At 72.7% G+C, this 12,467-nt stretch carries 6 protein-coding genes and 1 pseudogene; 3 read left to right on the top strand and 4 right to left on the bottom strand.

From position 1 onward, the window contains the following. A pseudogene (locus G4D87_RS22550) lies at nucleotides 1-411 on the bottom strand (BON domain-containing protein); the annotation flags it as partial. Between the two features lie 245 nt (nucleotides 412-656). On the opposite strand from G4D87_RS22550, the gene G4D87_RS22545 reads away from it, so the two are divergent. From G4D87_RS22545 to G4D87_RS22535, 3 genes are read left to right on the top strand one after another with little or no spacing between them, the layout of a single operon-like run. Further along, nucleotides 657-3,035, top strand: coding sequence for an FdhF/YdeP family oxidoreductase (locus G4D87_RS22545; RefSeq protein ID WP_163784240.1), 2,379 nt, complete (start codon nucleotides 657-659; stop codon nucleotides 3,033-3,035). 15 nt (nucleotides 3,036-3,050) lie between these two features. Continuing rightward, nucleotides 3,051-5,369, top strand: a complete 2,319-nt coding sequence (locus G4D87_RS22540; RefSeq protein WP_163784238.1) for a hypothetical protein — start codon at nucleotides 3,051-3,053, stop codon at nucleotides 5,367-5,369. Nucleotides 5,370-5,426: 57 nt separating this feature from the next. Continuing rightward, nucleotides 5,427-6,806: a sigma 54-interacting transcriptional regulator gene (locus G4D87_RS22535; RefSeq protein ID WP_163784236.1), complete on the top strand. Its 1,380-nt coding sequence runs from the start codon at nucleotides 5,427-5,429 to the stop codon at nucleotides 6,804-6,806. Between the two features lie 5 nt (nucleotides 6,807-6,811). Here G4D87_RS22535 and G4D87_RS22530 read toward each other — a convergent pair whose 3' ends face one another. From G4D87_RS22530 to G4D87_RS22520, 3 genes are all read right to left on the bottom strand, one after another. After that, nucleotides 6,812-8,143 carry a serine/threonine-protein kinase gene (locus G4D87_RS22530; protein ID WP_163784235.1) on the bottom strand — a complete coding sequence of 444 codons (1,332 nt, stop codon included), beginning with the start codon at nucleotides 8,141-8,143 and terminating at the stop codon, nucleotides 6,812-6,814. 79 nt (nucleotides 8,144-8,222) lie between these two features. After that, nucleotides 8,223-11,990 (bottom strand): serine/threonine-protein kinase, encoded by a 3,768-nt coding sequence (locus tag G4D87_RS22525; protein ID WP_240358501.1) that lies wholly within the window; start codon nucleotides 11,988-11,990, stop codon nucleotides 8,223-8,225. Between the two features lie 146 nt (nucleotides 11,991-12,136). Further along, nucleotides 12,137-12,373: a helix-turn-helix domain-containing protein gene (locus tag G4D87_RS22520; RefSeq protein WP_013940940.1), complete on the bottom strand. Its 237-nt coding sequence runs from the start codon at nucleotides 12,371-12,373 to the stop codon at nucleotides 12,137-12,139. Between the last annotated feature and the right edge of the window lie 94 nt (nucleotides 12,374-12,467).

Here is a 12,467-nt window from a genome sequence, read left to right as displayed (position 1 = left end):
CCCCGTCCCCGTCCCCACGTCCTCCAGGACGCCCAGGTAGGGGGGCTCCAGGCGCCAGTCCTCCTCGACTTCGCGGAACGTGCCGCTCGGGCTGTAGCCCGGCCGTCGGGCGATGCGCTCCGGGTCGAACTGCCGGGCGCGGCGGTCCAGCTCCCGGTCCAGGTTGAAGTCGCGGCCATGCTCCCGGCCCTGGTCCAGGGCGCGCGCGGCGCGTCTGAAGTCCACGTCTTGTGTGTAGTCGCGTGGGTCCCGTTCGAAGTCGGGCCCGCGCTCGTAGCCGTGCTCGTCCCATTCCGGGGCGCGGGCCCAGGCGCCCCTCGGGTGGGTGCGTTCGTCCTCCCAGTCCCTCGAGGGCCGCTGCTCCCTCGCCGTGTCTCCCCATCGCCGGTCGTCATCGCGCCTGCCGTTCATCTGGATGGCCTCCTCGCGTCGTGCGTTCGCCCAGGGCGTGTCTCCTGACGTTCTGGACCGCGGACGTTCCTGGCAACGCAGGCAGGCCCCGCCAGGGGCTCGGCCGGGCAGGGCCCCGGAGTGGCCGCCGCATGCCGGGGGAGGTGCCAGGCGTTCCATGAGCATTCCCGCGCGGCCAGAGCGCGGTAGAGTCCACAGCCGCGACCTGCCAGCCAGCCGGCCGCGCGATGCCTGGAGGGCGTGCCATGGACGACGGGAGCCGGAAAGCACAGGGGCCTGGCGCGCCAGCGTCGTCCGCGCGCACGACGGCAACGCCCCGCGCCCAGCCTCCCGAGGAGGCCCGTGGCCCTTCCGTGGGGCCCGTCGCGACGGTGGCGGGCGGCATCCCCGCGATCATCTCCGGCCTGCGGCACGTCTACAGTGAGGTGGACGTGGTGCGCGGGACGAAGCTGCTGCTCAAGGTGAATCAGAAGGAGGGCTTCGACTGCCCCGGCTGTGCGTGGCCGGACCCGGGACACCGCTCCATGGCGGAGTTCTGTGAGAACGGCGCCAAGGCGGTGGCGGAAGAGGCCATGTCCGCGCGCGTGACGCCGGAGTTCTTCCGCCAGTGGAGCGTGGCGGACCTCTCGCTCCAGACGGACCATTGGCTGGGCAAGCAGGGCCGGCTGACCCACCCGATGGTGCTCCGCGAGGGCGCCACCCACTACGAGCCCCTGTCCTGGGACGAAGCCTTCGCGCTGGTGGCCGAGGAGCTCAACGCGCTCGACACCCCCGACGCCGCGAGCTTCTACACCTCCGGGCGCACCAGCAACGAGGCGGCGTTCCTCTACCAGCTCTTCGTCCGGCAGTTCGGCACCAACAACCTGCCGGACTGCTCGAACATGTGCCACGAGTCGAGCGGCTCCGCGCTCAACGAGACGGTGGGCATTGGCAAGGGCACCGTCACGCTGGAGGACTTCGACCAGGCGGAGGCCATCTTCGTCATCGGGCAGAACCCGGGGACGAACCATCCGCGCATGCTGTCGTTGCTCGAGGCCGCCGCGCGCCGGGGCTGCCAGATTGTCAGCGTCAACCCGCTGCCGGAGACGGGGCTCAACCGCTTCAAGCACCCGCAGGACGTGCTGCACCTCATCGGGCCGGGGACGGCGCTCAACACCCTGTTCGTTCAGGTCCGCATCAACGGCGACGCCGCGCTGCTGCAGGGCATGGCCAAGGCGCTGTTCGAGCTGGAGGACGCGAACCCCGGCTCGGTGGTGGCCAAGGGCTTCATCGACGACAAGACGCTGGGCTTCGAGGCCTACGCGGCCCACATGCGCGCGGTGAAGTGGGAGGACGTGGAGGAGGGCAGCGGGGTGCCGCGCGCGCAGGTCCTCGCCGCGGCGGAGATCCTCGCGCGCTCCGAGCGCACCATCTTCTGCTGGGCCATGGGCCTGACGCAGCATCGCAACGGCGTGGCGTGCATCCAGGAGATCGTCAACCTGACGCTGCTGCGCGGCGGTATCGGCAAGCCGGGCGCGGGCCTGTGCCCGGTGCGCGGTCACAGCAACGTGCAGGGCGACCGCACCATGGGCATCTGGGAGAAGCCGCCCGAGGCCCTGTTGACGGCGCTGTCGCGGGAGTTCGGCTTCGAGCCGCCGCGTCGCCACGGCATGGACGTGGTGGACACGCTGCTGGCCATGCACGACGGCCGGGTGAAGGTGTTCTTCGCGCTTGGTGGCAACTTCCTGTCCGCCACGCCGGACACGGAGTTCACCGCCGAGGCCCTCCGCCGCACGCGCCTCACCGTCCAGGTGTCCACCAAGCTCAACCGCTCGCACCTGGTCCACGGACGGCGGGCGCTCATCCTGCCGTGCCTGGGCCGCACCGAGCGCGACGTGCAGGCCGGCGGGGCCCAGTTCGTCACCGTGGAGAACTCCATGGGCGTGGTGTCGTCTTCGCGGGGCGCGGTGCCGCCCGCGTCGGAGCACCTGCTCAGCGAACCCGTCATCGTCGCCCGGCTGGCGACGGCGGTGTTGGGGGCGCGCTCGCGCGTGCCCTGGCTGGCGCTGGTGGAGGACTACGACCGCATCCGTGAGCAGATTGCGCGCGTCATCCCCGGCTTCGACGACTTCAACCGCCGCGTGCGGGAGCCGGGCGGCTTCGCGCTGCCCAACGGTCCGCGCGAGGGACGCTTCACCACGAAGAGCGGCAAGGCGCACTTCACCGTGCACGCGCTGCGGCCAATCGCCCTGGAGCCGGGACAGCTCCTGATGATGACGATTCGCACGCATGACCAGTTCAACACCACGGTGTACGGGTTGGACGACCGCTACCGCGGCATCCGAAATGGCCGCCGGGTGGTGTTGCTGCATCCCGCCGACATGAAGGCGCAGGGGCTGGCCGCGGACCAGCTCGTCGACCTGCGGAGCCACTTCGAGGGTGAGACTCGACTGGCGAGCGGCTTCCGCGTGGTGCCGTACAACATCCCGCGCGGGTGCGCGGCCACCTACTTCCCCGAGGCCAACGTCCTCGTCCCCGTGAACAGCTTCGCGGAGAAGAGCCGCACGCCCACGTCGAAGTCGGTGGTCATCAGCATCACCCCGGCTGGAGAAGCGCGGGCCCTGCCCGCTGGCGCGGTGGCATGAGGCGCGTGAGAGAGCATGCAACCCGTCGGTGAAACCGGGTGGCCGGAGTCGCTCCGGTCTCTCTATGAGACGGTGACGGGGACGCCCGCGGCGGAGGCCATGGCCGCGTCCACCCAGTGGCGCGAGTCCTTCGCGAGCTGGGTGAAAGGCGCCTCGCTGGATGAGCGCACCCTGGCGCAGGCCGCGGCCTGGAGCCGGTTGGACGAGGGCGAGCGGACCCTCGGCGAGCTGTTGTTCCTGCTCTCCTCGTGCAGTGAGTTGCTGTGGCCCTACGCCGCGCCGCCCCGGGGCCTGCTGCCGCGCTTGATGGCGCGGCAGGAGACGATGCTGGCGGCGTTGCGGGAGGTGGGGGACGCGGACACGGCCGCGCGGGTGCGGCGTGAGACGGAGGCCACCGTCACCACGGTGTTGACGCGCATCCTGAAGCGGCACCCAGACGCGCTCCAGGCGCTCGTCGGCGACGCGCCGTGTACCTTCGACGGCCGGGCCCTGCGCTTCCACGGCGCGGTGGAGGTGGACCTGCGTCAGGTGCTGGGCACCGGCGCGAAGTCCGTCGCGTTGCTGGAGCAGCTGCGCGCGCTGATGCCCGCGACGGCGGCGGACGGGCGTGACCGGTTGGCGGAGTTCATCCGGACGCGGGCCGCGCGGCTGCCGTGGCGGGAGGCGTCGGAGGTCCTGGCCGAGCGGCTCTTCTCGCTGGCGACGTCGCCGGGGGGCCGCAGCGGCATGAGCGGCTTCCTGGCGTGTTACCCCGGGGGACGCAAGGAGCCGGACTGGTGCGCGCGGGCGGGGCTGCTGCTGTCGCGCACGCTGGAGGTCGGCGGTCCTCCCGAAGTGGTGGAGAACCTGTGCGAGCTGCTGGCGCGCTTCGATGCGCCGCCGGTGGACGGCTTGCGCGGGGCGCTGGGCGCGCTGGTGAACGGCGACTTCGAGGCGTCGGCGGACCTGGGCCCCGTGCGCTTCGTGCTCGACCACTGCCAGGCCACGCTGCGCAAGGGCGAGCCGGGGCTGGTGCTCACGCTGCTGTGGCTGGAGGAGCGGTTGTTCCGCGCCTCCGTGCGCCAGGGCGCGCCGGATGCTTTCGAGCGCCGCAAGCGCGCGCTGTCGAAGCTCAAGCCAGGGTCACCGGGCTTCGAGCAGCTCCACTGGCTGGCGGAGGAGTGCGCCGAGCTGTGGCCTCGCTTCATGCCTGGCGCCGTGCGGCCCGGTCTGGACGAGCTGGCGGCGTGGCGTCAGGAGGTCGCCGACCGCGTGGGACGCAAGCCCGTGCTGCGCAAGGCGGCCATCGAGTTCTTCCTCTGGTGCGCGCCGGATGCCGCGTCGTCCGAGGCGGAGCTCACGGTGCTGGCGCTGGTCCGCACCGCGACCGACCGGCGTCAGGTGAAGCGGCTGAAGGAGCACCCGTCGTCGCGTGTTCGCCTCCGCGTCCGGACGCTCCAGTCCTGGTTCCAGGGCCCGCCGGCGAAGGGCAAGCCGGGCGCTCCCGTGGAGCCTTCGCGGGATTCGGGTCCCGCGACGTTGACGGAGGCGCTGCGGCACCTGCATGTGACGCGCGCGGTGCCGCTCGGCGGGCGGACCTGGCTGCGTGACCGGGACCTGGAGGAGCTGCTGCTGGGCGCCTTGGGCCGCGTCGAGGCGGAGTTCTCCTCGCGCTATCCGGAGCGCTTCCGGGAGGACACCGAGACGCTGGCGGCGGAGCTGCTCAACGCGCTGAGCGCCGAGCTGGCGCGGGTGAAGGCGGACGTGGCCGCGCTGATGGCCCAGGGGCAGCCCACGCCGTTCGAGCTGTCGATGACGGTCCGGCGCCGTGAGCCAGCGCCCGAGCCCGTGCCTGTCCCGGTGGACGGCGAGGCGGCTCCGGACGCCGCACCTCCGCCTTTGGCCACCACGCGCCCTGGGGTGGAGGTGGCGTTCGTCCTCGACGTGGCGGTGGGCGACTTCCTGCGCACGCGGCGCGTGGTGTCCGTGCAGGTGGTGAAGCTCGAACAGCGCGGAGAAGGCCAGTGGCTGCCCGCCTTCCGGCTGGGCCGCGAGCACCTGGACGCGCAGTTGCTGCGGACCGATGCCGCGTTCTGCCTGTTCCTGACGCCTCCGTTTCCTCGGGCCGAGTGCTGGGTGGTGCCGTCGCGCACGGTGCGCGCGCTGATGGAGTCGCAGCGCTCGCTGTCGGGCGTACCGCGAGACGGGGTGCAGCGCGTGGCGCGCTCGCTGTCCCACTGGCTGCTGGGCGACCTCGTCGGTCTGTGGACGGGGGACGAACGGCCGGAGTCGCTTGCTCGGCTGTCCAGCGCGGAGGGCGGGCCGGACTTCGTCGTCGAATGGGGTCTCCGGTAGGTCAAGTGGCCACACGGCCCGCTGGCGTGGTGTCCTCGGTGATAACATTCAGCCCTTATGAGTCACACCGAGCGACCCCAGGGGGCGGGCCGTCCAGCCGAGGGGCCTGATTCCATCCAGCAGACGCGGCCCACGGGGACAGGAAGGCCCGGAACCACGGGCGCTGTGCGCCGCTTCCGCTTCACCGTCCTCGAAGGTCCGCAGCAGGGGCAGTCCAAGGACAGCAACGCGGACACGTTCTCCATCGGCTCGCATGGCCTCAATGACTTCGTCATCGAGGAGCCCACCGTCTCGCGCTTCCACTGCGAGGTGAAGGTCGACCACGACGGCGCCCGCCTGCGGGACCTGGACAGCCGAAACGGCACCGTGCTGGACGGCGTCCACGTGCGCGACGCGTACCTCCGTGGCGGCAGCATCCTGCGCCTGGGCCGGGTGAGCGTCCGGTTCGACTTCAGCCCGGAGACGAACCGGCTGCTCATCTCCGACCGCACGACGTTCGGTGAGCTGGTCGGCGCTTCCCCCGTGACGCGCGCCAGCTTCGCCCTCATGGAGCGCGCCGCCGCGAGCGATGCGACGGTGTTGCTGGAGGGCGAGACGGGCACGGGCAAGAGCCGCGCGGCCTTCGCCATCCATCAGGCCAGCGCCCGGACCTCGGGGCCCTTCCTCACCGTGGACTGCGGCGCCATCCCCGGCAACCTGCTGGAGAGCGAGCTGTTCGGCCACGAGAAGGGCTCCTTCACCGGCGCCATCCAGCGCCGCGTCGGTGCCTTCGAGGAGGCGGACGGCGGCACCATCTTCCTGGACGAGATTGGCGAGCTCCCCGCGGAGCTGCAGCCGAAGCTGCTGCGCGTCCTGGAGAACAAGGAGATTCGCCGGCTGGGCGCCAACGGGTACCAACCCGTCAACGTGCGCGTCATCGCCGCCACGCACCGGGACTTGCGCGCCGAGGTGAACGCGGCGCGCTTCCGCTCTGACTTGTTCTTCCGCCTCGCGGTGGTGCGCATCATCATCCCCGCGCTGCGGGAGCGGCCCGAGGACATCCCCCTCATCGCGGAGCGAATCCTCACCGCCTTCGGGGCTGGCGCCGAGCAGCTCGCGGCGCTGAGCACGCCGGAGTTCATCGCGCAGCTCCAGCACGCCGCGTGGCCGGGGAACGTGCGCGAGCTGCGCAACCACCTGGAGCGGTGCCTCGTCTTCCAGGACGCCATGCCGCCGGACGCCGACGAGGTGAGCGCGCAAGCGGTGCTGCGCAGCCTGGTGGACCCGAAGCAGCCCTACGCGGAGGCCCGCCGCCGCGCGCTGGAGGTCTTCGAGCGCGAGTACCTGGATGCGCTCCTCAAGCTCCACGGAGGCAAGGTGTCCCAGGCCGCCACCGCCGCGGACATGGACCGCGTGTACCTGTACCGCCTGCTGCGCCGGCATCGGCTGCGGACGTAGCGCGCTCAGCGGCTGGCGAGCGCTTCCGACAGCAGCACCTCGCCCGCCGTGCCCCCCGAAGCCCAGGACTCCAGGCGCAGCAACGCGCCGCCCGCCAACCTGGGATGGCCCTGAGCGTCCGTGTTCAGCTCACACGGGGCCGCGTGCGCATAGACGCGGACCTCCACGCTGTCACCCGCGGCCTCGCGGGCTCGCCGCAGCAGCGCGTCCGCCACCTGGCGCGCTTCCTCCAGCGTGGGGGCACGGGCCGTGGACGCGGGAGGCAGTGCGCGCCACGCGAGCACGGCATTGCCGCTCTCCATGGCGAGCGCCCAGCCGCGGGTCTCCAGCTCGGTGCGCGCCGCGTCCATCGCGGCGTCCCTGGCATCCAGCTCCGCGTCGGTGGGCTCGTCCAGGGCCACCGGGAAGCGGAGGTCCACGAAGATTGCCACGGCCCAGGGCTCATCCGGGGTGGGCGCCAGCGCCGCGCGCAGGGCCTCAATGAAGGTGGGCACGTCCGGCCAGCGGTCCCCCGGGGCCTTCGCGAGACACCGTTGGACCACGGCGTCCAGCGCTGGCGGCGCGTGCCCCCGTTCATCCAGGTGTGGCGGCGGCGCATGGAGGTGCTGCTCCTCGACCTCCACCGCGCTGGTGCCCTCGAAGGGCAGGCCTCCGGTGAGGAGCTGGTAGAGGAGCACGCCCATCGCGTACAGGTCGGTGCGTGCGTCCACGGCCTGCCCGCGAATCTGCTCGGGGGCCATGGACACGGGCGTGCCGAGCACGGCGCCGCCGGAGGTCAGGCCGGAGAGTCCTTCTGGTGGCTCCACGCGGGCGATGCCGAAGTCCACCAGCTTCACCGTGAAGCCCTCCGCCCGGGGGAGGACCATCACATTCTGCGCCTTGAGGTCGCGGTGCAGGATGCCGTGGCCATGGGCGAAGTGCAGCGCGGCGCCCAGCTCCTCCATCACCGTGAGCGCCTCCGCGAGGGAGAAGGGGCCCCGGTGCGTGAGCCACTGGTCCAGGCTCTCGCCCTCCAGCCATTCCATGGCCAGCCAGGGGCGTCCGTCGCGGAGGTCGCCGTGCTCGAGCACCTCCACGATGTGGGGATGGCGCAGCGCCCCGAGCGTGTCCGCTTCCTGCTGGAAGCGGCGGAGCACGTGGGTGACGTGGTTGAACTCGGCGCGCACCACCTTCACCGCGGCGGGCGCCCGGGTGGACAGGTGCGACGCGCGATAGAGCCACGCCGTCACGCCCGCGTGGACGCAGGACTCGATGACCCAGTCGCCCACCAGCGCCCCGGGTTGAAGTTCGTCTCCGTACAGGGATACGGCGTGTTCGCGTGGGGGCCCACCGGCCATGGGACGTCCCTCCGATTCATTGGCTGCGACGCCAGTGCTAACACGGTTCACGGCCCCGGGAGCGGGCGCGGCCGTCACGTCATGGGCGGTCTGCAGGGGCCATCAGCGCGCGGACGCGGTCCGTCCACAGCGGCGCTTCGCGCGCGGTCTCCTCGACCTCCGCGACCCGGGCCCGCAGCGTCACCAGGTCTCCGGCCTTGCGCGCCGCGCGTGCCGCCCAGACGAGAATCTCCAGCCGCTCGTCAGGCGTGGCCAACTGGCGTGACGCTTCCACCAGCTCGGCCCAGGGCTCCGCGCCGTAGGGGAGGGCGTCTTGCGCCTCGCTCACGACGCGCCGGACCACGGACAGCATCAGCGCGTCCGGAGGTGACAGGCGCTCCCGCGTGTCCGGCTCCTCGAGCCAGGCGAGCTGACGTGCGACTTCTGGCAGGTCGTCCAGCTCGCAGCACAGGCGCGCCACCAGCAGGGCATCCTGGGCCATGGACCGGGGGAAGAAGCGCTGGCTGAGCACGCCGGCCCGCCGCGCCAGGGGCAAGGCCTCCGCGGCCCGGCCCTGGTAGCCGAGCAGCAGCGCGAGGTTGAAGGCGGAGGTCCGCTCAATCTGCACGTTGCCCAGCTCGCGCCCCAGCGTCACCGCGCGCTCCAGGTCCGCGCGAGCGCCCGCCGCGTCCCGGCGCTGGACATGCAGCACCATCCGGTTGTTGAGGGCCACGCCCAGGTGCAGGGTGTCGCCAGTGGCCTCGCACAGGGCGATGGCTTCGTCGAAGCGGCGCGAGGCTTCGTCCAGCCGGTCGGTCCACGCCAGCATCGCGCCCAGCATGGCCAGGGCGATGGCCTCCGTCTCCGAGTCCTCCCCGGATCGCGCGGCCTCCACGGCTCGCTCCAGGGCGGGCACGGCGCCGGTGATGTCCTCCTGCCGCACGAAGACGCGTGCCTGCGCCAGGGCATGGCGCGCGGCCAGCTCCGGGGGGACGTCGTCCTTCAAGCACCGCAGGGCCTGCTCCAGCAGCGCGGCGGAGCCTGTCGCGTCGTCCTGCCAGTCGAGGGCGGTGGCTTCTTCCAGCAGCAGGTCCGCCTCGCGCACCACGTCGCGGTGGGCCTCGGCCAGCAAGCGGGCGGCGCGCAGATCCTCCACGGCGTCGTCGATGCGCTGGAGGCGGTAGCGCACGCGGCCTCGGCCCGACAGCAGCTCCAGTCGGACGGCCTCCTCGTCGCGATGCACCAGCGACAGGGCGGCCGAATAGTGCCGCTCCGCCTCCAGGAGCCGGTGCGCGTGGCGAGCGGCCTCGGCCAGGCCCCAGTGGAGGGACGTGGCCTGGAGGGAATCTCCGGCGGCCTCGGCCAGACGCGCCCTTCGGGCCGTGGGCGTGGCGGGCAGGGCGCGCAAGACGGCCGCGCAGATGCGCCGCTTCAGGGGCGGTGGGAGCAGCGCGGTGAAGGCTTCGCGCAGGGTGGTGTGCTCGAAGCGCCAGCGTCGCGGCCCTCGGGGCTCCAGCATGCCCGCGCGTGCCAGCCGCTCCAGCGCGACGCCCGGGTCCAGTGACAGGTCCAGGGACGGGTCCGCCTCCAGGTGGGCGAGCGTGGCGGTGACCTCCTCCAGCCGCACGTCGTCTCCCAGGAGCGCCGCTATCTGGAGCAGGGCGCGCAGGCCAGGGGGCAGGGCCGCGAGGCTGCGTTCGGCGAGCCGCTCATCCGCGCCCGGGCGGTCTGGAGCCAGCCCGTTCAGCGCGTCCGCCGCGAGGTAGCCGCCCCCATCCGGACGGGTCCTGATGGCGCCCGCGCCGCGGAGGGCACGCACCGTCTCCATCATGCGCAGCGGCGAGCCTCCGCAGCGCTCCACCAGCTCGCGCAGCACGCCTTCGGCGATCAGGTCCACCGGGCGCAGCAACTGGCGAAGCAGCTCGCGCGCCTCGTGCTCCGGAAGGGGCGGGAGCTCTTGCTGCTCGGCGTCGCGTGCGCGCTCGCCCAGGTAGGGCCGCAGGCCCAGCAGCCGGTGCCGGCCAGCGAGCACCACGCACAGCGGGGCGCCCTCGCCGGAGAGCGTCGCCAGCTCCAAGGCGTCCAGGGCCGTGGGGTCCAGCGTGTGCGCGTCATCGACCAGGAGGACCAGGGGCTGGGCGGCCGCCAGCCGCCACAGGTGCGCGGCGATGGCCCGCGCCACCCACTGCCTGCGCGCCGCCGGGTGCACGGAGCCCACGTCCACCGGGGGACGCGCGTCCGCGAGCAGCCGGCGCAGGGCTTCATCCGAGGGCGTCTGCGATGGCAGGCCGAGGACGGTGGTGATGAGACTTCGCAGCCCGCTCTCGCTCGCGCTGCCTTCATCGGGGAGCGCCTCGACGAAGCGCGCGGAGACGCCGGGCATGCCCTCCAACTCACGCCACCACGCCGTGAGCAGGCGCGTCTTGCCCAGCCCCTCTTCCGCCAGGAGGGTGCGCAGGACGGGCGAACCCTGCGCCCGCGCGCGCGACAGGGCTTCGCGCAGCCACTGCCGTTCCGCGTCCCGGCCCAGGAGGACGTCGGGAGATATCAGCGCGCTCCCCTGCGGCGTGCTGTAGGGCAGGTCGCCCAGGTGCGCTCGGGCACTGGCCGTCAACGTGACGGACTCCGTGGTGAGGGGGGCATCCGGCGATGGCCACCACCGCTCGGGGCGCTCCACCGCCGCGCCCCCCACGGTCAGCCGTCCCGCACGCTCGCGGATGCGCAGCGGCGCGGAATGAAGCGCGAGCGTCGCGTTGGGGGAGAGGGCGGCGCTGAGCACCTCTGCCGCCCGAAGCGCGGCGCGCAGCCCGGCTTCCACCGAGGCTTCGTGGGGGAACGCGAGGAGGCACAGGCCCGGCTCCACGCGCGCGAGGAGGACGCCACTCCCCGCGAGGTGGGCCTGCAAGGCCGGCGCATCCAGCGACGACTTCACGCCCAGGAGCGCCACCTCGTGTGTCGCTCGGCGGGGGTCGGGTGTCGCGGCGGTTGACGGGCCTGTACTCGTTCCGGGCGGAGCGTGGTGGGCGTGTGTCGCCGGCATGCCCCGCGCCTCTCCCGCGTCATGAAGCCCGCGCAGCTCCTCCGCCAGCGCCCGCGCACTGTCACCCCGGTCCTCGGGCGCCTTGGCCAGCAGCCGCTGCACCCGTGCTTCCACCGCTTCGGGCACCGGCCACGGCGCGAGCGTCCGTAGCGCCGGAGGCCGCCGCGACACATGCGCCTGGAGCACCGCCGCCGCCTCTCCGACAAAGGGAGGACGCCCACACAGGAGCTCGAAGAACATGACCCCAAGCCCATACAGGTCCGCGCGCGCGTCGATGTTCCGCGCGTCCCGGCACTGCTCGGGTGACATGTACTCATGGGTTCCCAGCCGCTGCCCCGTCCGCGTGAGTCCCGGAGAGAGCCCCTCCGCATCATCCTGGGCCGTCAGCCGCGCGAGCCCGAAGTCCAGCAGCACGAGCCGTTCGCCGGACAGCACGACGTTCTCCGGCTTCAGGTCCCGGTGCACCACGCCCGCGGCATGGACCTGGGCCAGCGCCTCCGCCAGGGCGCGCATCAGCGGAGCCGCCTCCGCCCAAGGCAGGGCCCCGGCGCCCGGCAGCGTCATCAGCCGCCGAGCCAGCGTCAGGCCCTCGATGCGCTCCATGATGATGACCCGCTCACCGGCGCGGGTCGTCGCCTCGCCCAGCAGCCTCGGCACGGCGCGGGGCCCGATGCGGCGCAGGGCCTCCAGCTCCCGCCCCAGCCGCTCTCCCGCGAGCGGCTCCAGCACCTTCAGCGCGACGTCCTGCCCATCCACCTCACGCCGCGCGGCGAACACCCGGCCAAACCCACCGCGCCCCAGCGGCGCTCCCAGGACGTAGCCAGCCACCTCCGGAGGCTCCGGCGAGGGGCCTGGGGCACGCGCTTCGACGGGGCCGTGGAGCGCACAGCGCTCAGCCACTCGGCGATGGCAGGTAGGGCAGCGCATGGGCGTGGGAGCTCGGGGCCGGGAGCTTGGACGGCCACGCCCGGACGTCAGTCACTCATCTCCGGCAGCTCGGGCAGCACATCCGGGTCCAGCTTCAGAATCACACACAGGCGCGTCAGGGTGGGGATGGTCGGCACCATCACCCCCCGTTCCACCCGAGCGAGCACCTCCACGGGGATTTCCAGTTGCTCGGCGACCTCCTCCATGCCGAGCCCCGCCTGCTGGCGGGCGGCTTTCAGTGCCGCTCCGAGCACCTCGGCCCTTTCCCTACGACTCGTCGTCATGGGCCGAGCATGACGCCTTCTCGCGTTCTCGTCATCCAATTCACCACATGCCGGTGCGCTGGCGCATGGCCCCGGACACTGCCCGGGGGACGGG

The sequence above is a fragment of the Myxococcus vastator genome (genome assembly GCF_010894475.1).
Lineage (GTDB): Bacteria > Myxococcota > Myxococcia > Myxococcales > Myxococcaceae > Myxococcus > Myxococcus vastator.
The sequence above is the reverse complement of the archived record's forward strand: the minus strand, read 5'-3'. Positions and strand labels throughout refer to the sequence as shown.

Coding starts and splice junctions, on each gene's coding strand:
- G4D87_RS22535 (WP_163784236.1), top strand. CDS start 5,427: ATGAGTCACACCGAGCGACCCCAGGGGGCGGGCCGTCCAGCCGAGGGG.
- G4D87_RS22545 (WP_163784240.1), top strand. CDS start 657: ATGGACGACGGGAGCCGGAAAGCACAGGGGCCTGGCGCGCCAGCGTCG.
- G4D87_RS22530 (WP_163784235.1), bottom strand. CDS start 8,143: ATGGCCGGTGGGCCCCCACGCGAACACGCCGTATCCCTGTACGGAGAC.
- G4D87_RS22540 (WP_163784238.1), top strand. CDS start 3,051: ATGCAACCCGTCGGTGAAACCGGGTGGCCGGAGTCGCTCCGGTCTCTC.
- G4D87_RS22520 (WP_013940940.1), bottom strand. CDS start 12,373: ATGACGACGAGTCGTAGGGAAAGGGCCGAGGTGCTCGGAGCGGCACTG.